Consider the following 16,345-nt stretch of genomic DNA (forward strand, 5'->3'; position numbering starts at 1 on the left):
ACCCCAAGCGAGGCATTCAGAGAAGAGATGATGAAGCTAAGATAGAGAAAAACGTCGCAACGACCCTTGAACCATCACGCGTCGGGTCATCTATGGCTGCCCTTCCAGGGATCCGGCTCCCCTCGCATCACGCAGTCCAATTCACGGGTCGTAAGCGATCTGGTGGGAACTGCCCGTTTCAAGGGCATCCAAGGTTGCCATCCTTTCAATGTTCTTTGCCAATCAAATTCACCTGGAACACACTCCTGCGGAACCAAAAAATCTGTTCCGTAAACATGCCTGAGAAGTGGGTAGAAGTCATCCCAATCATCACCCCAGATCCCCAGATCTGTAACGATCTGGGTTTGAGACGTGACAGATGCCAACGCAGACTTTGACAGTCCATAACGTCTGAGCGCCAACAAAACACGACCTGGCGCATCATCGGATGTTGCTCTCACGTGAGACCCTCCCGGGACGTGAATGCCCCACGGCGAAGATCTCGGGCCAGGCTTCCGATGGTTTAGCCTGGCAGTTTCTCCACCGATTTCAGGCTTTCGAAGGCCTCATTCTGGGACAGGAAGATCTCTCCGGTCAATGCATCAAGGAAATGGCTGCGCTTCAGGCGATCCATCACAGGCCCCTTGACCTCGGACAAATGCAGAATCACCCCCATGTCAGACAGGCGTTGATTGATTTCCTCTAGCGATTCCAATGCGCTCAAGTCGATTTCATTCACTGCCGAACACATGAGCACTACATGTTTGATCTGATCGCGCCCGGCATGAACGCGCGCCAGGATCATGTCCTCCATCCGCCGGGCATTGGCGAAATACAGGCTTTCGTCGATGCGCAGCGTCACCAGGGACGGATCGGTCACAACCTCGTGGCGGTGGATATTGCGGAAATGTTCGGTCCCGGGCACCTGCCCCACTTCGGCGACATGCGGACGCGAGGTTTTCCAGACGAACAGAAGCAAAGACACGAGGACGCCCGCGGCCACGCCCATTTCAACCCCGACGATCAGCGTCAAAAGAATGGTCGTCAGGACCGCGGCAAAATCGGCCTTGGAATAGGTCCAGGCTGTTTTCAGGATCTTCAGATCCACCAGCGACAGCACCGCGATGATGATCGTCGCCGCCAGGGTCGCCTTGGGCAGGAAGTACAACAGCGGTGTCAGGAACAGCGCCGCGAATGTCAGGCCCACGGCGGTAAAGGCCCCGGCTGCGGGGGTTCGGGCACCAGCATCGAAGTTCACCACCGAACGGGCAAAGCCGCCCGTGACCGAATAGCCCCCGGACAGAGCTGAGGCGAGGTTGGCTGCACCGAGCGCCTTAAGTTCCTGGTTCGGATCGATTTTCTGACGCCGCTTGGCGGCAAGGGTTTGGGCGACCGAGACGCTTTCGACATAGCCGATGATGGTGATCAAGGCCGCAGGCCCGATCAACGCCGGGATAAGCGCCCAATCGATGTCGGGCAGACCAAGAGGCGGCAGGCCGGTCGGAACCGCGCCAACCACGGCAACGCCCCGTTCCGGCAGATTCAGCGCCCAGGACAGCAGGATGGTGCCGATCACCGCGAATACCGGACCGACCCGGGCTGCGGTTCCGGCTGCCTCTTTCGAAAGACCAATCCGTGTATGGAGGACGCCCGCCATGGAGCGGCGGACCCAGAACAGAAACCCAAGGGCGGCAGCGCCAACTGCCAGGGTCCAAAGGTTGGTTGCATCCGCCCCCTGCCCCAGCGAATACAGGATCTCGGGCAAATTGTGCCCATGGGCTGGAATGCCCAGCAGGTGTTTCAACTGGCTGACCGCAATCAGCAGGCCTGAGGCGGTGATGAACCCTGCGATCACCGGATGGGACAGCAGATTGGCGACAACGCCCAGTCGCAGCACCCCCATGGCCACCAACATCAGGCCCGACAGCAGCGCCAGAACCCCGGCCGACGCGGTGAATTCTGCCACCGTCTCCAGCCCCAAGGGCGCCAGAGCTGAGGCGCTCATCAGCGAAACAACCGCCACGGGCCCTACCGCCAGAGCGCGCGAGGTGCCGAAAATCGCATAGGCCACCAGGGGCAGGATCGATGCGTAAAGCCCGACCTCGGCCGGAAGCCCCGCCAGCAACGCGTAGGCCAGCGACTGCGGGATCAGCATGATGGTGACGATCACCGCCGCTGTCATATCCCCGGCAAAGTCCGGTCGATCATAGCGTCGGCCCCAGTCGAGCACGGGAAACAGGGATTTCAGATCGAGGCGTGACAAGGGCGATGGCATTTGGGTGACGATCCTCAACAAGCGCCGCAGGGCCTGGTCGGGCGCGCAGATCGGCTTAACATATTCCAAAAACCACATATAACTGCTTGAGGCTGGAGAAAACCCCTTTTGTTAAATTTATCTGCGTTTGGGGATCGACCGACAGCCTGTGAGATGTTAAAAATAAGTGAATACTCAGGTGCTTACGCAAAGGATTGGCGTTCATTGGGTGTTTTGCATTGCAATTTCGCACCCGTATTCCGGCAGGGCTTGATTTGCATTTTTGCAGAGCGCCGAAAATTCTGCTGGTCTTGCCGATGAACTCTCCGAAACGCTCTTGCGCCCATTTGCAGAAATAGCGGTTTGCCTGCGCTTTCCCAGCCTGAAATCGGCATTTGCGCTTTTGTGGTCTTTGGAACGGGGATCCTTGATTGACTGCCGCGGAAACGATGAAGGCGCCTTCCCACCTTAACCTTCCTTACCGAAGATCAATCTGTGCGATCAAGAGGACAAGGTGCAGTCGGCCAGTCATGATCGCGCCTGTTAAGATCTCTCTTCATGATTTTGGATACGATGCGCCAAGAAGACCTGGATCTAACAACCGTTTTGACATTGCAAAACTGTGGAGATGAATGGGTTTTGGAAAAATGCAAATCCAAAAAGCAAGACCGCAAAGCCGACAGGCCTTGCGGTCTTGTGAAACTCAGTGGCTGATGCCGCACGCCCCGCGCTGGACACAGGGCGTGGGAGGTTCAAAGGTTAAAAGAACGCCTGCAAACCCGTCTGGGCGCGACCCAGAATCAGCGCGTGAACGTCATGGGTGCCCTCGTAGGTGTTAACGGTTTCAAGGTTCACCATGTGGCGAATGACCTGGAATTCCAGGCTGATGCCGTTACCACCGTGCATGTCCCGCGCCATGCGCGCGATATCCAGAGCCTTGCCGCAGTTGTTGCGCTTGACGATGGAGATCATCTCGGGTGCTGCGTTGGCGGCATCCATCAGGCGCCCCACCCGCAAGGACGATTGCAGGCCAAGCGCGATCTCGGTCTGCATGTTTGCCAACTTCAGCTGGAACAGCTGGGTGTTGGCCAGCGGACGGCCAAATTGGGTGCGGTCCAGACCGTATTGACGGGCCGCATGCCAGCAGGCCTCGGCCGCGCCCATGGCGCCCCAGCTGATGCCGTAACGCGCGCGGTTCAGACAGCCGAACGGGCCTTTCAACCCCTGCACATGGGGCAGCAGCGCATCTTCGCCCACTTCAACACCATCCATGACGATCTCACCGGTGATCGAGGCGCGCAGCGAGGCCTTGTTCTGGATCTTCGGAGCAGAGAGACCCTTCATGCCTTTTTCCAGCACGAAGCCGCGGATCTTGCCACCATGCTCTTCGGACTTGGCCCAGACCACGAAGACATCCGCGATCGGCGCGTTGGAAATCCACATCTTGGATCCGGTCAGCTTGTAGCCGGTCGCGGTTTTCTCGGCGCGGGTCTTCATGCCGGCAGGGTCCGAGCCCGCATCGGGTTCTGTCAGGCCAAAGCAGCCGATCCATTCGCCAGAGGCCAGTTTCGGCAGGTATTTCTTACGCTGTTCCTCGCTGCCATAGGCATAGATCGGGTACATCACCAGCGAGCTTTGCACCGACATCATCGAGCGATAGCCGCTGTCGACGCGCTCAACCTCGCGGGCAACCAGGCCGTAGGACACATAGCCCGCGCCCAGCCCGCCGTATTCCTCGGGAATGGTGGTGCCCAAGAGGCCCATCTCGCCCATCTCGCGGAAGATCGCGGGATCGGTCTGTTCGTTCTCATAGGCTTCGGTGACGCGGGGCTGCAGTTTTTCCTGGGCATAGGCGCGGGCCGAGGCGGAGATCATTCGCTCGTCCTCGGTCAGCTGATCTTCCAGCCGCAGCGGATCTTCCCAGTTGAAGCTGCCAAGATCGGGGGCATCCTTGGCCCGCAGTTTAGGTGCATCGGTCATTGTCGTGTTCCGTGGTTTAGGAATGGTCAAACTGTCGCACATCCTAATCCCGGGTTAAGAAAAAAAACAGCGAGACTTTGGCAATAACATATGAGTAAATGTAATACATGCCCGCACCCCGTCGTTTTCTCCCCTCGATCTCTTCCCTGCGTGCGCTGGAGGCGCTTGAGCGCTTGGGCAGCGCCTCAGCCGCGGCAGCGGAATTGTCGCTGACACAGGGCGCTGTCAGCCGCCAGCTGCAAACACTGGAGCGGCAATTGGGGCTGGACCTGGTGCAGAGAGACGGCAAGACGCTGTCTCTGTCTCCGCAAGCGGTTGAATATGCGTCAGAAGTCAGGATGGCCCTGAACCAGATCGCGCAGGCGACGCTGCGCCTGCAAACCGCACCTTTGGCGGGGACACTGAACCTGGCGATCCTGCCGGCCTTTGGCATGCGCTGGCTGATGCCGCGGCTGCCGGAGTTTGCCCGGCTGCACCCGGATGTCACCATCAATATGACCACCAGGTTGCAGCCATTCAATTTTGCGGCGGAAGTCTTTGATGCAGCGATCCATTTTGGCGAGGCAGAATGGCCGGGCACGGATTCTCTGTTGCTAAAGAGCGAGCAATTGATCCCGGTATGCGCGCCGGATTTGCTGCGCGGGCAGGAGATCAAGACCCCGGAACAGATCCGGTCCCTGCCGCTCTTGCATATCCAGACCCGCCCCGATGCCTGGTCGGATTGGTTCACCGACAAGGGCGTCATGCCGCCAAAGACCGGCAGCGGCAGCATGTATGATCAATTTGCAACCATCACCCAGGCGGCCCTGCACGGGCTGGGGGTCGCCTTGATGCCGGATTACCTGGTGGAGCAGGATCTGGCGACGGGGCGGCTGGTGGCCCTGCACCCTGCCCCGAGCGAGACGCGCGGCGCCTATTATCTGGTCTGGCCCAGTAGCAAATCGCGTATGCCGGAACTGGCCAAATTCCGCGATTGGCTGGCCACAAAGGCGCAGCCCGAAGACCCGCTGCCGCGCTGAAAAACAGGGTGTGCAACCTGTGCACCCCCTGTACATCATCCGTGCACCGCCCATGCAGCGGTGCGATAGCCGGGTAATCCCCTTAGCCGAGCGCGTAGCCGGCGCCACGCACGGTGCGCACGGGATCGTCACCGCCGTGTTGGGTCAGCGCCTTGCGCAATCGACCGATGTGAACATCGACGGTGCGGGTGTCCACATAGATGTCGCGGCCCCAGACCCGGTCCAGCAGCTGTTCGCGGCTCCAGACCCGGCCCGGTTTTTCCATGAAGGTGGAAAGCAGGCGAAATTCGGTCGGTCCCAGTTTCAGCGGCTGATCCGAACGGCTCACCTTATGGGTTTCCGCATCCAGAATGATATCGTCGAACTCCAGGCGCATCCCCACGGTGGAGGGGCGCACGCGGCGCAGCTGGGTACGCACCCGGGCCATCAGTTCGATCACCGAATAGGGTTTCACCACATAATCATCGGCGCCGGTTTCAAGGCCGCGTACCTTGTCCACCTCTTCGGAGCGCGCCGAGAGCATGATGATCGGAATGGCGCGGGTCTCGGGGCGCGACTTCAGGCGGCGGCAGACCTCGATCCCGCTCAGATTGGGCATCATCCAGTCCAGCACGATGATATCGGGCGTGTCTTCCTCGACCAGAAGCAGCGCCTCTTCGCCGTTTTCCGCGCGGATCACGCGAAACCCGTCGGCCTCCAGATTATAGGCGAGCACTTCACGCTGGGCGAGTTCGTCTTCGACGACCAGAACAGTGGGCTGATCGGCTGCCATGGTCAGACCTCCTGCGGCGTGGTCGAGGTCATGTCGGCCTTGGGCCGGTCATCCTCGGGGCGGCTGCCGGTGACCAGATAGATCAGCTCCTCGCAGATCGAGGTGACGTGGTCGCCCATACGCTCGATGTTCTTGGCAATGAAATGCAGGTGCATGCAGGGGGTGATATTGCGCGGATCTTCCATCATGTGGGTCAGGAATTCGCGGAACATGGCGTTATACATCTGATCCACGTCGCGGTCGCGGCTGATCACGTCTCGGGCCAGTTCGGTATCGCGCTGAATATAGGCATCCAGCGCATCCTTCAGCATCAGCTCCACCTCGCGCGCCATCCGGCGCAGTGCGGCGGCGCTTTCGGGGTTGTCATTGCCCTGGATCAGCACACCGGTGCGTTTGGCGATGTTCTTGGCATAATCACCGATGCGCTCCAGGTTTCCGGCGATCTTCATCACCGACAGCACCACGCGCAGATCCACGGCGGCAGGCGAGCGGATTGCGATAACGCGCGCGGCGTCCTCGTTGATCAGCTCTTCCAGACCGTCGATCGCCTTGTCGTCAGCGCGCACCTTCTGGGCCAGCTCTTCGTCGCGGGTTTCCAGGGCGCGGGCGGATTCCATGATGGCCGCCTCGACCAGGCCGCCCATCTTCATGATCCGGGCCTGAATGGCTTCAAGATCCCGGTCGAATGCGGATGCGATATGTTGTTCTTCCATGTCTCAGTCCTTGCGAGGGGATCAGCCGATCCGGCCGGTGATATAGCTTTCGGTGCGCGGATCTTCGGGGTTGGTGAAGATCTGACCGGTGTTTCCGAATTCCACCAGGTTGCCGAGGTGGAAGAAGGCGGTTTTCTGGCTGACGCGAGCGGCCTGCTGCATCGAGTGGGTGACGATCACCACCGAATAGCTGGCACGCAGCTCGTCGATCAGCTCTTCGACCTGGGCGGTCGCGATCGGGTCCAGCGCCGAACAGGGTTCATCCATCAACAGAACCTCGGGCTCGGTGGCCACGGCGCGGGCGATGCACAGGCGTTGTTGCTGACCACCCGAAAGCCCGGTGCCGGGGGCGTGCAGGCGGTCCTTGACCTCGTCCCAGATGGCGCCACGGCGCAGGCTCTTCTCGACGATCTCATCCAGGTCGGCCTTGTTGCGCGCGAGGCCGTGAATGCGCGGGCCATAGGCCACGTTGTCATAGATCGACTTCGGGAACGGGTTGGGTTTCTGGAACACCATGCCGACCTTGGCACGCAGCTGTACCGGGTCGACGCGCTTGTCATAGATGTCTTCGCCATCCAGCAGGATCTCGCCGGTGACGCGGCAGATATCGATGGTGTCATTCATGCGGTTCAGGCACCGCAGGAAGGTCGACTTGCCGCAGCCCGAGGGGCCGATGAATGCGGTGACAGTGTTGTCCTCGATCTCGACGTTCACGTCCTTGATCGCATGGGTGTCGCCATAATAGACGTTGACGTTCTTCGCCGAGATTTTGGTCGTATTGGTCACAGTCTTGTCCAGTCTGCTCATGTCGTTCATGTCGATGCCCCTTACCAGCGGCGTTCAAACCGGCGGCGCAGGATCACAGCCACCGTATTCATGGTTACAAGGAAAACCAAAAGGATAATGATGCCGCCCCAGGCGCGTTCGTAGAACGCGGGGTCGGCGCGTTTGGCCCATTCGTAGATCTGCGCGGGCATGGCCGAGTTGGGCGCCAGCAACCCGTCAGCGATGGTTTCCGGCGCATTGGAGGCGATGAAACCCACCATGCCGATCAGCAACAGCGGCGCGGTTTCTCCCAGCGCCTGCGCCAGGCCGATGATGGTGCCGGTCAGGATACCGGGGGCGGCCAACGGCAGCACGTGGTGGAACACCGCCTGCATCTTCGAGGCCCCGACCCCAAGTGCCGCATCCCGGATCGAGGGCGGCACCGCCTTCAGCGCGGCGCGGGTGGAGATGATGATCGTCGGCAGGGTCATCAGCGTCAGCACCAGACCGCCCACCAGCGGCGCCGACATCGGCAGGTGCATGTAGTTGATGAAGACGGCCAGGCCGAGGATACCAAAGACGATCGAGGGCACCGCGGCGAGGTTGGAGATATTCACCTCGATGATGTCCGTCAGCCAGTTCTTGGGCGCGAATTCCTCAAGATAGATCGAGGCGGCCACGCCGATGGGCAGGGCCAGGGCCAGAACCACCAGCATCATGAACAGGGAACCCATCATGGAAACCCCGATGCCTGCCGCTTCGGGCCGTTGGTCGGAGGCATCCGCGCCGATGATGAAATCAAGGTTGAAGGTCTTCTCGATCACACCGGCGGCGACCAGCGCATCCACCAGATCCAGCTGCCCTGCCGAGATATTCTTGTCGTTCTCGATGCTGTCGCGGCTGACGCGGCCCTTCAGGTAGCCATCGACGCGGCTTTGCGCCAGGAAGCGGAACTCGACGGTCTGGCCGATTTGATCGGGGTTCTCGATCACATAGGCGCGCAGCTGCGCGGCAGCGTCCTTGGACAGCAGACCGGCCAACTCCTTGGACTTGAGGCCGGTTTCAATGCCAAGAGCATCGACCGTGCTTTCCATCGCGCCCTTGATCAGCGGTGCGTAGCCGAAGGTGGTGACCTTCTTGATATCGTCAAGATCGCGATTGCCCTTCTTGTCGAGCTTGCTCTCCAACAGTTCCACATCAAGGGTGATGAAGGTCTGCTGAAAGGCACCGGTGCCACGGCTGACGATGGTGGTGACCAGCACCAGGAGCATGATCAGGCCCACCACGATGGCCGCGATGCCATAGCCGCGAAAGCGCATTTCGGCGGCGTTGCGTTTGCGGGTGCGGGCATTCTGCGTCAGAAGGGAGCCGCCTTTGGTCTGCCCTGCAGCGCCGCCCATGGGGGTCGGGGATTGGCTGATATCGGTCATTAGTCGTACTGCTCCCGGTATTTGCGCACGATATAAAGCGCCAGAACATTGAGCCCCAGCGTGAGAACGAAAAGGGTCAGGCCAAGCGCGAAGGCCACAAGGGTTTCAGGGCTGGCAAAGTCGGTGTCGCCGGTCAGCTGGCTGACGATACGGGTGGTGATCGTGGTCATGCTTTCCAGCGGGTTGGCAGAGAACTTTGCAATCGCCCCCGCCCCCATCACCACGATCATGGTTTCCCCGATGGCGCGCGAGGCAGCCAGCAGAATGGCGCCGACAATGCCCGGCAGCGCGGCCGGCAGCACCACCTGGCGCACGGTTTCCGATTGCGTGGCGCCAAGGCCAAGCGAGCCATCGCGCATCGCCTGCGGCACCGCGTTGATGATGTCATCCGACAGCGAGGAGACAAAGGGGATCAGCATGATGCCCATCACAACGCCGGCGGTCAGCACCGATGTGGCGCCGCTCATCCATTCGACGCCCAGAATGCCGTTCTCTCCCTGCCCGAAGAAGCGCACCAGCAGCGGGCCGACGGTCAAGAGGGCGAAAAGGCCGTAAACGATTGTGGGAATGCCCGCGAGAATTTCCAGCAGCGGCTTGGCAAAGGCGCGCACGGCGGGGCCCGCGTATTCCGACAGGTAGATCGCGGCAAAGAGCCCGACCGGCACCGCCACCAGCAGCGCGATGAAGGAGATGTAAAGCGTGCCCCACAGCAGCGGCAGGATCGACAGTTCGCTATCGCCGCGGAAGTTGGGCGCCCAGGTGGAGCCGAAGAAGAAATCGGTCCAGGAATGCAGGGCAAAGAAGTTGCGCGTCTCGAACAGCATCGACAGCACGATGCCCACGGTTGTCAGGATCGCAAGCGAGGCCGCGAGGATCGACAGCGCCATGATCACCCGCTCTACCACATTGCGAGCGCGAAAATCCTTGTGCGTGGCACGATAGGCAAGGCCGAGACCGGCAAGCGCGAGACCAATCACCACCACGGTCATCGCTAGGCGCCCGGTTTTCGAGGATCCGCGATAGCTGCGGGCAGCCTCCAGCACCTCGGGGCGCACATCGGCGCCCAGGGCAACGCCCAGGTCGCCCAGGATGGCGCGCAGGTCGGTGGTCTGGCTGTCAAAGGCGCGGATGTCGCGATTGCTCAGCGCCCCTTCGGCGACGGCAAGCTCCAACCCTTCGGCGACGCGGCGCACGTCGCTCATCACCAGACTGAGCGATGCGTTTTCCGGCACCGCTTCGGCGGGGATCATCGAGGAAACCCGGCTTTCGATCAGCGCAGGCTGTGCCAACAGCCAGATCACCAGCACGCCCAGGGCAGGGATAAGGGCGCTGAGCCCCACATGATAGCCGTAGTAGGACGGCAGCGAATGCAGGGTCCTTGCGTCTCCGCCAGCCGAAGCCAGCGCGCGGTGGCGGCCCAGAAGGAAACCGGCGGCCGCAATGGCACATACAATCAGGACAAGCGAGAATGTCGGCATCGACAACTCCGTTTGATGGCGGATCTAGGTTAACACAGGTCGTTTGGACGGAAATGGCCGGGGGAGCAATCCCCCGGCCAAATCACATTCGGCAAGGGGGGAACTTAGGAGTTGCCGCCCATTACGTCTTCGTTTGCAACCGCTTCCTGGGTTTTCGCCAGTTCAGGGTCGGACACCAGGCCGTATTCGGCCAGCGGGCCGTCGGGGCCTGCAACTTCGTCGGCGATGAAGAATTCAGCGTATTCCTTCAGGCCAGGGATCACGCCGATGTGGGCCTTCTTCACGTAGAAGAACAGCGGGCGCGACACCGGGTATTCGCCGGTTGCAATGCTTTCGGTGGAGGGAACAATACCGGACATGGTTGCGACCTGCAGCTTGTCGGTGTTGTTCTCGTAGAAGGCCAGGCCAAAGACGCCGATACCGTCCTTGTTGCTCTCGATGCGGGCCAGGGTCTCGGTGTAGTCGCCATCGATATCGACGGAGACGCCATCGGTGCGCAGCGAGATACAGGCTTTCTCGGCCGCTTTCTTCTTGGCCTTGTCGCTGTCGCCTTCCGCGTGGGCCAGCAGGTGCTCGAAGGCGCCGGTGGCTTCACAGCCGGCCAGGATCACCTTGTCCTCGAACACTTCGCGGGTGCCGTGCTTGGTGCCGGGGATGAAGGCCTGCAGCGGCTGCGCCGGGAAGGCGGGGTTCACGTCGGCCCAGGTCTTGTTCGGGTTGGCAACCATCTGGCCGTCGACCATGATCTGGTCGGACAGGGCCAGGAACCAGTCGGTCGGGGTGAATTCAAAACCGTTGCCGTTGATGTCGGAAGCAAAGACGATGCCATCATAACCGATGCGGACTTCGATGATGTCGGTCACACCGTTATCGGCGCAGGCCTTGATCTCTTTGTCTTTGATTTTGCGCGATGCGTTGGCAACGTCGATGGTGTTCTCACCTACGCCTTCGCAGAAACGCTTGAGGCCGGCCGAGGAGCCACCGGATTCGACAACCGGTGTCGGGAAGTCGAAGTTTTCGCCAAAGGCTTCGGCAACGATCGAGGCATAGGGCAGAACGGTCGAGGAGCCGGCAACCTGCACCTGATCACGAGCAGCGGCAGCGGTGGCCGAAACGGCAGCGATTGCCAGGGCGGAAGCGGAAAGTTTCACAAAGGACATCTAGGTCTCCATGAGGTGTTAGAAGGTTTCGATCACCCCCACGATGATCTTGGCCTCCTGCTACAGACAGCTGATGAGGCTTTTGTGACAGCTATGTAACAGCTGTGTGACAAAGCCCGATTTCCGGGCGGTTTTATGACAAAAAACTTCTCCTACACCCCTGGCCGAGGGGCGGGACGCGGTTTCGGAAGATAAATCCGGGCCGGTGGCTGCGGATTATTGCGGTAGGATCACGGTAAAGCTGGCCCCTGCCCCCAGGTCGCTTTCCACACGGAGCCGCCCGCGATGGCGGTTGATGATGTGTTTGACGATGGCAAGGCCCAGGCCGGTGCCGCCCAGTTCTCGGGAACGATGGCTGTCGGCACGGTAGAAACGCTCGGTCAGCCGCGGCAGATGCACGGGATCTATGCCGGGGCCATTGTCGATCACCTGGATACGCACGGCCGGTGCCCGCAGCGCCGGGTCGCGTTCCATCGGGGTGACAACCACATCGACCTTGTCGCCGCCGTATTTGATGGCGTTCTCGATCAGGTTGGTGAAGACCTGCTGCAGCTGATCGGCGTCGCCGGTGACCTGCACAGGCTCTTCCGGCGCGTTCAGGGTCAGGGTGACCTTGCCGGAGTCGGCCAGGGGCTGCATGGTCTTCAACGTCGAGCGCAGATGGGCGGTCAGGTCCATCTGTTCCTTGGGGCGCATGCGCTCTTCGCTTTCCACCCGGTTCAGCGACAGGAGATCCCCGACCAAGCGATTCATGCGGCTGGCCTCCCCCTCCATGATGGAAAGGAACCGGTCCCGCGCGGCGGCGTCGTCGCGCGCCGCCCCACGCAGGGTCTCGATGAAGCCCATCAGCGCGGTCAGCGGCGTGCGCAGCTCGTGGCTGACATTGGCCACGAAATCGCGGCGCATCTGGCTGGCCTGTTCGCGCTCGGTCACATCGGTAAAGCACAGGAGCACGGCACCGCCACTGACGGCGCCGATGCCCGGGACGTAGCGCAGGCTCACCTCGAAGGTGGTGTCCTGCGCACCGTCATTCGACAGATGCCGCGCACTGCGGGCGGCCTTGTCGCGTAAAGACGCCTCGATGGCGGTGGTCACATTGGGCTGGCGCAGGATGGTGGCGAAATGCCGCCCCTTCAGCTGCTGCCCCAAAAGGGTGGTGCCAGCCGCATTGGCGCCGATGAAGCGTTCGGTCTGATCCACCAGCACCGCAGGCAGCGGGATGGCTTCCAGAAACCCTTCGATCAGCTCTTGCGTCATGGCCCTCTCCGATTGCGGTTCAGCCCCTCTACCCGCCCAATGTAACCGTTTTGTTACGCGTCGCGCGCCGCCGCCACCGCATCGGTAAAGACTGCGAGCAATGCGGTGGGATCCTCCAGACCGACCGAGATCCGGAAGAACCCTTCGCTCAGGCCAAGCGCGGCGCGTTCCTCTGCCGTCAAGGCGCGGTGCGAGGAGGACGCCGGATGGGACAGGGTGGTGCCCACATCGCCCAGGGTCGGCGCAAAGCTGAGACCGTCTGCCCCGCGGGTAAAGGCATTGGCGGCAGCACGCCCGCCCTCCAGCTCGAAGGAGACCATGTTGCACCCCTGACCCTGCAGCAGCTCCATGGCGCGCGCGTGGTCGGGATGATCCTTGCGGGTCGGGTAGATCACCCGTTTGACCCCCGGCAGCCCCGCCAGGTGATCGGCCAGTGCCACCGCCGTGGCCTGGCTGCGCTCGAACCGCAGTTCGAACGACAGCATGCCGCGTTCGGCCAGCCAGCAATCAAACGGGCTGGGCGTCATGCCGGTCGTCACCGAGAAGATCCGCATCCGGTCATTGAGCGCGGGGTCCCGCGCCACCACATAGCCCAGCATCACATCGGAATGGCCGGCCAGAAGCTTGGTGATCGAGTGGATGACGATATCCGCACCATGGTCGAAGGGCTTGAACCCGCGTGGCGTGGTGAAGGTATTGTCCACCACCAAGAGGATACCCTTTTCCTTGCACAGGGCCGCCAGGCCGTCGATATCGGCGACGGCCAGCGTCGGGTTCGACACGGCCTCGACCAGGATCATCTTGGTTTCCGGGCGGATCGCGGCGCGCACCGCCTCCACGTCGGCAGGGTCCGCCAGCGAGGTTTCGATACCAAGGCGCGGCAGGTCTTCCTTCATCAGCCGCAGCGAGCGGCCATAAAGCTGGTTGCCGCCGATCACATGGTCGCCCGCCTGGGTGAGACCCAGCAAAACGGCCGAAACCGCCGCCATGCCGGAGCCGGTGACGACGCCGCCGGCCATGCCTTCCATCGCATCCAACCGCTTGGCGACCACATCCGCGTTCGGGTGGCCCTCGCGGGAATAGGTGTAGCCGTGCACACGGCCTTCGTATTGGTCGTCCAGCGCATCAGGGGTTTCGCTGGCATAGACCACCGAGGGGCTGAGCGGTGTCACCACCGGGCGGCTGGCACTCGAGGGGAGCGGATCGGGCCGCATCAGCGAGCCTTTGGAATTTCTCATTCAGTCAACCTTCTTCATTTCTTCGCGAAAGCGGCGCATGTTCTCCTGGTAATGCAGGGCGCTCCACTTCAGCTTTTCGATCGTGGCGGCATCCACCTCACGAACGACCTTGCCCGGCGCCCCCATCACGAGCGAATTGTCCGGGATCTCCTTGTTTTCGGTGATCAGAGCGCCGGCGCCGATCAGGCAGTTCTTGCCGATCTTTGCCCCGTTCAAAACGGTCGCCCCCATCCCGATCAGGGAGTTTTCGCCAATCGTGCAGCCATGCAGCATCACCTTGTGACCGATGGTGCAATTCCTGCCGATGTGCAATGGGTAACCGGCGTCAATATGCATGACGACGTTCTCCTGCACGTTGGATCCTTCACAGATGCGGATTTCCTCGTGATCGGCGCGGATGGTGCAGCCGAACCAGACCGAGGAGCCCGCCTCCATCACCACCTTGCCGACCAGATTGGCATCGGGGGCGACCCAGGTGTCGGCATGGATTTGGGGGGCGTCGGCGCCCAGAGCGTAAAGGGTCATTGCATATCCTCGAATTCGGCCTGCAGGCCGCGCACGTGCTCCATCAGATGGGGCTGCTGAATGCGGCGCAGGCGGGTTGCGGTAATGATGGTGCGCAGCGCCTGTTCGGTGGCATCCAGATCATCGTTGATCAACACGTGATCATAGCTGCCCCAGTGGCTGATCTCGTCCCAGCTTTTCTCCATGCGGCGCTTGATGGTGGCTTCATCGTCCTGGGCGCGGCTTTCCAGGCGGCGGCGCAGCTCGTGGATCGAGGGCGGCAGCAGGAAGATCGACAGGGTGTGCTGGCCCAGATCCGAATTGCGGATCTGCTGGGCGCCCTGCCAGTCGATGTCAAACAGCACATCCTGACCGGCGTGGATGGCATCGCGCACCGGCCCCTTGGGCGAGCCGTAGAAATTGCCGAACACATGGGCATGTTCCAGCATCTCGCCTTCGGCAACGGCGGTCTTGAAATCGTCGACACTGCTGAAATGGTAGTCCTGCCCGTCCACCTCGCCGGGGCGCGGGGCGCGCGTGGTCGCCGAGACGGAAAAGCGGATGCTGTCGTCCCAGGCGCGCAGGCGCTTGGCCAGGGTGGATTTGCCGGCACCCGAAGGCGACGACAGGATGATCAAGAGGCCACGGCGATCCGCCATCTGCTGCTCTCCCTCTGTCTGTTTCTATTGGCTGTATATACCGGTTATTCGACGTTCTGAACCTGTTCGCGCATCTGATCGATCACCGCCTTCAGTTCAAGCCCGACGGCGGTCAGATCGCTGCTTTGCGATTTGGAGCAGAGCGTATTGGCCTCGCGATTGAATTCCTGCATCAGGAAATCCAGCTTCCGCCCGATGGGGCCGCCTGCCTCCAGCAGGTCGCGCACCGCGCGCACATGGGCGCCTAGACGGTCGATTTCCTCGGTCACATCGGATTTCACCGCGATCAGCGCCAATTCCTGGGCCAGCCGGTCGGGATCGATCCCGTCGGCATTCTGCAAGACCCGCTGCAGGTTTGCGCGCAGGGCTTCCGCCATATGGGGTTTTCGCGCCTCTGCCAGCTGCGTCGCGGTCAGACTCAGCTGCTCGACCGCGCCGGTTTGGCGGCTCAGAACCTTCAACAGTTCTTCACCTTCTGCCGCGCGCATGGCCGAAAGATCCGCCAAAATGGTTAAGAACTCACCCTTCAGAGTGGCCACCAGCGGCGCCGGATCATCCTGGACCGCGGCCTGTTCCAGCACCCCGCGCAAGGCCAGAAGATCCGCCGCCGAAGACGGTTTCAGATCGACGCCCATGCTCTGGGCCGCGGATTCCGCCTGTGCCAGCGCCTGCAGGACCGAGGCCAGCACGCCTTGGTTGACAGACAAGGGGCCGGCCCCTTCTTCGCTGCGACTCATGCGGAGGGAGACGGAGACGTTGCCACGGGCCAGAGACTTGGAAAGTGTCGTGCGCACAAAGGGTTCCAGGCCTTCCAGCCAGTCCGGGATTCGCAGCCGTAGGTCCAGGCCCTTTGCATTCACCGAGCGAATCTCCCAGCTCCAGCTGTGGGCGCCCTGCCCGCCTTGCGCGGATGCGAATCCTGTCATGCTGTTCACGCCCATGCGCGCTGCCCTTTGTGTATTCGTTCACCGCAGACTGCCACAAAGCCAGTGCCTGACACAACGGATAGGCGGCGATTTCATTGGTATAGGGCGGCTAATCCTTCTCGTTAACCATTGCATGCAGAATTAGTCACAATTTGAATTAGATTGTGCCATATTAACGGAGAAGTAAGGATTATGGTGGAAAACGTTAAGC

At 61.3% G+C, this 16,345-nt stretch carries 15 protein-coding genes; 2 read left to right on the top strand and 13 right to left on the bottom strand.

Translation table 11 applies throughout. The features are described 5' to 3' along the window. Positions 1-502: 502 nt before the first annotated feature. The gene (locus PXK07_RS00005) at positions 503-2,254 is read right to left on the bottom strand and encodes a SulP family inorganic anion transporter (RefSeq protein WP_274846131.1); all 1,752 of its coding nucleotides are present in this window, start codon (positions 2,252-2,254) and stop codon (positions 503-505) included. Between the two features lie 537 nt (positions 2,255-2,791). Between PXK07_RS00005 and PXK07_RS00010 the strand changes: the two genes are divergently transcribed. Continuing rightward, the gene (locus tag PXK07_RS00010) at positions 2,792-2,947 is read left to right on the top strand and encodes a hypothetical protein (RefSeq protein ID WP_274846132.1); all 156 of its coding nucleotides are present in this window, start codon (positions 2,792-2,794) and stop codon (positions 2,945-2,947) included. Positions 2,948-2,992: 45 nt separating this feature from the next. Here PXK07_RS00010 and PXK07_RS00015 read toward each other — a convergent pair whose 3' ends face one another. Continuing rightward, complete coding sequence (locus tag PXK07_RS00015) at positions 2,993-4,213, bottom strand: acyl-CoA dehydrogenase (protein ID WP_274846133.1); 1,221 nt, start codon at positions 4,211-4,213, stop codon at positions 2,993-2,995. 107 nt (positions 4,214-4,320) lie between these two features. Here PXK07_RS00015 and PXK07_RS00020 point away from each other — a divergent pair, with 107 nt between their 5' ends. Next, on the top strand, positions 4,321-5,232 hold the full coding sequence (locus PXK07_RS00020) for a LysR substrate-binding domain-containing protein (protein WP_274846134.1): 912 nt from the start codon (positions 4,321-4,323) through the stop codon (positions 5,230-5,232). An 82-nt stretch (positions 5,233-5,314) separates the two neighbouring features. Here the strand turns inward: PXK07_RS00020 and phoB are convergent, their stop codons facing one another. From phoB to PXK07_RS00075, 11 genes are all read right to left on the bottom strand, one after another. After that, positions 5,315-6,004, bottom strand: coding sequence for a phosphate regulon transcriptional regulator PhoB (gene phoB, locus PXK07_RS00025; protein WP_274846135.1), 690 nt, complete (start codon positions 6,002-6,004; stop codon positions 5,315-5,317). Between the two features lie 2 nt (positions 6,005-6,006). After that, positions 6,007-6,717 carry a phosphate signaling complex protein PhoU gene (gene phoU / locus PXK07_RS00030; protein WP_274846136.1) on the bottom strand — a complete coding sequence of 237 codons (711 nt, stop codon included), beginning with the start codon at positions 6,715-6,717 and terminating at the stop codon, positions 6,007-6,009. A 21-nt stretch (positions 6,718-6,738) separates the two neighbouring features. After that, the gene (gene pstB, locus PXK07_RS00035) at positions 6,739-7,533 is read right to left on the bottom strand and encodes a phosphate ABC transporter ATP-binding protein PstB (protein WP_274846137.1); all 795 of its coding nucleotides are present in this window, start codon (positions 7,531-7,533) and stop codon (positions 6,739-6,741) included. A gap of 11 nt (positions 7,534-7,544) precedes the next feature. Continuing rightward, the gene (gene pstA / locus PXK07_RS00040) at positions 7,545-8,912 is read right to left on the bottom strand and encodes a phosphate ABC transporter permease PstA (protein WP_274846138.1); all 1,368 of its coding nucleotides are present in this window, start codon (positions 8,910-8,912) and stop codon (positions 7,545-7,547) included. Continuing rightward, positions 8,912-10,390, bottom strand: a complete 1,479-nt coding sequence (gene pstC, locus PXK07_RS00045) for a phosphate ABC transporter permease subunit PstC (protein WP_274846139.1) — start codon at positions 10,388-10,390, stop codon at positions 8,912-8,914. Before pstC ends, pstA begins: the two co-directional genes overlap by 1 nt. A 104-nt stretch (positions 10,391-10,494) precedes the next feature. Further along, positions 10,495-11,550, bottom strand: a complete 1,056-nt coding sequence (locus tag PXK07_RS00050) for a substrate-binding domain-containing protein (protein WP_274846140.1) — start codon at positions 11,548-11,550, stop codon at positions 10,495-10,497. Positions 11,551-11,766: 216 nt separating this feature from the next. After that, on the bottom strand, positions 11,767-12,807 hold the full coding sequence (locus PXK07_RS00055) for an ATP-binding protein (RefSeq protein WP_274846141.1): 1,041 nt from the start codon (positions 12,805-12,807) through the stop codon (positions 11,767-11,769). A 53-nt stretch (positions 12,808-12,860) separates the two neighbouring features. Next, positions 12,861-14,045: a trans-sulfuration enzyme family protein gene (locus tag PXK07_RS00060; RefSeq protein ID WP_274846142.1), complete on the bottom strand. Its 1,185-nt coding sequence runs from the start codon at positions 14,043-14,045 to the stop codon at positions 12,861-12,863. Next, the gene (locus tag PXK07_RS00065; RefSeq protein WP_274846143.1) at positions 14,046-14,570 is read right to left on the bottom strand and encodes a gamma carbonic anhydrase family protein; all 525 of its coding nucleotides are present in this window, start codon (positions 14,568-14,570) and stop codon (positions 14,046-14,048) included. Further along, positions 14,567-15,208, bottom strand: coding sequence for a guanylate kinase (gene gmk / locus PXK07_RS00070; RefSeq protein ID WP_274846144.1), 642 nt, complete (start codon positions 15,206-15,208; stop codon positions 14,567-14,569). Before gmk ends, PXK07_RS00065 begins: the two co-directional genes overlap by 4 nt. Before the next feature lie 44 nt (positions 15,209-15,252). After that, complete coding sequence (locus tag PXK07_RS00075; RefSeq protein ID WP_274846145.1) at positions 15,253-16,149, bottom strand: YicC/YloC family endoribonuclease; 897 nt, start codon at positions 16,147-16,149, stop codon at positions 15,253-15,255. Between the last annotated feature and the right edge of the window lie 196 nt (positions 16,150-16,345).

Origin of the sequence: Phaeobacter sp. QD34_24, from assembly GCF_028890115.1 — a bacterium.
Lineage (GTDB): Bacteria > Pseudomonadota > Alphaproteobacteria > Rhodobacterales > Rhodobacteraceae > Phycobacter.

What these genes read in the sequence shown, in the direction of transcription:
- phoU (WP_274846136.1), bottom strand. Translation starts at nt 6,717, where the DNA reads ATGGAAGAACAACATATCGCATCCGCATTCGACCGGGATCTTGAAGCC.
- PXK07_RS00050 (WP_274846140.1), bottom strand. Translation starts at nt 11,550, where the DNA reads ATGTCCTTTGTGAAACTTTCCGCTTCCGCCCTGGCAATCGCTGCCGTT.
- phoB (WP_274846135.1), bottom strand. Translation starts at nt 6,004, where the DNA reads ATGGCAGCCGATCAGCCCACTGTTCTGGTCGTCGAAGACGAACTCGCC.
- pstC (WP_274846139.1), bottom strand. Translation starts at nt 10,390, where the DNA reads ATGCCGACATTCTCGCTTGTCCTGATTGTATGTGCCATTGCGGCCGCC.
- pstA (WP_274846138.1), bottom strand. Translation starts at nt 8,912, where the DNA reads ATGACCGATATCAGCCAATCCCCGACCCCCATGGGCGGCGCTGCAGGG.
- PXK07_RS00065 (WP_274846143.1), bottom strand. Translation starts at nt 14,570, where the DNA reads ATGACCCTTTACGCTCTGGGCGCCGACGCCCCCCAAATCCATGCCGAC.
- PXK07_RS00075 (WP_274846145.1), bottom strand. Translation starts at nt 16,149, where the DNA reads ATGGGCGTGAACAGCATGACAGGATTCGCATCCGCGCAAGGCGGGCAG.
- PXK07_RS00055 (WP_274846141.1), bottom strand. Translation starts at nt 12,807, where the DNA reads ATGACGCAAGAGCTGATCGAAGGGTTTCTGGAAGCCATCCCGCTGCCT.
- PXK07_RS00060 (WP_274846142.1), bottom strand. Translation starts at nt 14,045, where the DNA reads ATGAGAAATTCCAAAGGCTCGCTGATGCGGCCCGATCCGCTCCCCTCG.
- pstB (WP_274846137.1), bottom strand. Translation starts at nt 7,533, where the DNA reads ATGAACGACATGAGCAGACTGGACAAGACTGTGACCAATACGACCAAA.
- PXK07_RS00010 (WP_274846132.1), top strand. Translation starts at nt 2,792, where the DNA reads ATGATTTTGGATACGATGCGCCAAGAAGACCTGGATCTAACAACCGTT.
- PXK07_RS00015 (WP_274846133.1), bottom strand. Translation starts at nt 4,213, where the DNA reads ATGACCGATGCACCTAAACTGCGGGCCAAGGATGCCCCCGATCTTGGC.
- PXK07_RS00005 (WP_274846131.1), bottom strand. Translation starts at nt 2,254, where the DNA reads ATGCCATCGCCCTTGTCACGCCTCGATCTGAAATCCCTGTTTCCCGTG.
- PXK07_RS00020 (WP_274846134.1), top strand. Translation starts at nt 4,321, where the DNA reads ATGCCCGCACCCCGTCGTTTTCTCCCCTCGATCTCTTCCCTGCGTGCG.
- gmk (WP_274846144.1), bottom strand. Translation starts at nt 15,208, where the DNA reads ATGGCGGATCGCCGTGGCCTCTTGATCATCCTGTCGTCGCCTTCGGGT.